We start from the raw sequence: 2,219 nt of genomic DNA, 5'->3' as shown, positions 1-2,219 counted from the left end.
AGGACTGGACCGGCGCGTTGCCCCGCGTCCACGCCGAGATCACCGGCAAGATCAACCCGCGCCGGCGGCACCGAACCTGCCCCCGTGCGGTCAAGCGCGCCCGGCACAACCAGTACCGGATCAAGAAGCCCGGCGAGCCGGCCAGCGTCCGTCACGCCGGCCCGCCCACCGTCCGGCTCTACCCTATCCAGCCCCGCGCCGCATGATCAACTTAGGCTAAGTGGCATTGCACCGAGGTCGGGGGCCGCCGTGCTAAATGCCAAACAACAGACGATCACTGCGCTCCTCCGCCTTCATGGGGGCCAGCGTGGCCGTCTTAAGAACGCGCTGCGTAGCCTGAAGGGCCACCTCGCAAGCCCGTCTGCGGTGAGTTTCCGCCTCACTCGGCGCTAAGTCCGCAGAGCCGTGGACAAGGCGACTTCGTAGGCCGTACAAGCGCTTGAGTTCTTTATACACAGCTCGCCGAGCATCCATGTCAACAGGTTCGAGCAGCGCCGCTAATGCAGCTGACACACGAAAGCTCACTTCGGTGCCAGTTCCGAACAGGCTCTCCCAGGCCACTAGGGCATCCACGAATGCGTCCGTCGGGTCGGACCTTTCCGTCAAAGCCGTCAAGAGCCTCCGGCCTGCGATGCGAATTGACGGCGAGATATTAGCGCCAACGACGCCCAGCCACTCAGTCGCCTTTCCAGCTCTAACTCTATCGAGCTTGACCTGAGGATGAAACGACACGGGGACCAATCGATATGCAAGGGACTGACTATGCGACAACGGATTAAGTTCCGCCTCAAACAGCACGACTGGGGCGATCATGGACTCATAGTCCGGCGAGGATAACGCGCATGCCAAACGCACATTCTCAACCTTGTCCGTCCATCCCGCGTTCGACCGTTCCACTTCTTCTTGATGCGGACGCGTCTTGGCGAACGGGTCGCTCTCACCCTCAGGCGGTTCGAAGAGATCGGCGTCAGCTGCCAAGATTTGAAGGGGGCGACGTGCCTCCAGGACGGCACTGGCATACCCCCCAGTTGATATCTGGTTGAAAGCCAAGGTATCGGTCGGTCGGGTGGGGCGGATCCGGAATTCGCCGACAGCCAGCGACTCCTCGAGCTGAACGCCGTGGAAGCCCACTACTCGAACAACTTTCACAACCTCGCGTCGTGCTAGGGCACGTGACTCTTCGAGTACTCGAGAAAGGTGCTCTTCGAACTTTCCGAAGTCCGCAGCCTCCTCTACGTTGGTCAAGAGCAGGCTAGCAAAGGCGTTATTCAAGATTGACTCGGGCAGCATGATCGCTTGGACACCGAATCCGTTACCATTATTGAAGTACAGTGTCGTGCCTCGATTGAACAAGTCTGATTCTGAGATCTCAACATCAGGAGGTGTGTCGCCAAAGAGTTGACCAAGCGAACGGTCTCGGACGATGAGGCGGGCCAGTTCAGAGCGCTTCGACATCGGTACGGCAACCCTGCTGAACGACCCACTTCCTTCACCGACGTACGGTTCAGCCAACGCCTTATATGGGAAGACCTGCAGGCCGACCTTCGCGAGTTCCGTCAGAAGGCCATCCTCGGAGGAAGTGACAACTGGCAACACTCCGTCACTCTGGATGCGCCAGACCTGAGGAGGAGTTAGACCCTCTGCGTTCGGAGTTGTGAGCCACTCCGAAACACTAAGAGCCCGAATCGGAAGAGGCGTCAACCGCATCGAAGTGACGAGGTTAGAAACTTCTTCGAGGACCTGGCGTTTGTTCGGACTTAGACTAGACTCGTCCTGTGGAAGTCGGGGAAGGTCGAGGCAGTAGGCAATGAATTCGTCGCCTAATTCGTAGGCAACTTCTTCCAGTCTCGAACAGGGCCATGAAAAGGAACTCTTGGGCACCGTAGCCTCTTCACTCACTCGCTAGCACCGTAGCGAATCATTGTGGACAGCACGCTCACATAGTGTGGCGCTAGGGACGCGCCAACGCCCGCGAGCCGCCGGCGCCGGCGCCGGTCGACAAGGTGCCCGCGTCGCTGGACGCCGTCATCGACCGGCTAGAGGTCGACCACGACTACCTGATCGAGGCTGGCGTCTTCACCCCCGACCTGATCGCAATGCCACGTAGCTTAAGTTGATCATGCTGCCCGGGGTTGGAGTGCGCGGATGGTGACCGTGGGCGGTCCGGAGTGGCGGATGCTGCGCTCGCCTGGCTTCTTGACGCGGTAGCTGTTGTGGCG

The 2,219-nt window shown here is 59.8% G+C and carries 2 protein-coding genes; one reads left to right on the top strand and one right to left on the bottom strand.

The window, feature by feature from the left end:
- On the top strand, positions 1-206 hold a 206-nt coding region (locus E4P41_RS21585; protein WP_209307859.1), incomplete at its 5' end, for a hypothetical protein.
- A gap of 46 nt (positions 207-252) precedes the next feature.
- Here E4P41_RS21585 and E4P41_RS21580 read toward each other — a convergent pair.
- On the bottom strand, positions 253-1,899 hold the full coding sequence (locus tag E4P41_RS21580) for a HEPN domain-containing protein (protein WP_167761216.1): 1,647 nt from the start codon (positions 1,897-1,899) through the stop codon (positions 253-255).
- Between the last annotated feature and the right edge of the window lie 320 nt (positions 1,900-2,219).

The sequence above is a fragment of the Geodermatophilus sp. DF01-2 genome (genome assembly GCF_004571065.1).
GTDB lineage: Bacteria > Actinomycetota > Actinomycetes > Mycobacteriales > Geodermatophilaceae > Geodermatophilus.
The sequence above is the reverse complement of the archived record's forward strand: the minus strand, read 5'-3'. Positions and strand labels throughout refer to the sequence as shown.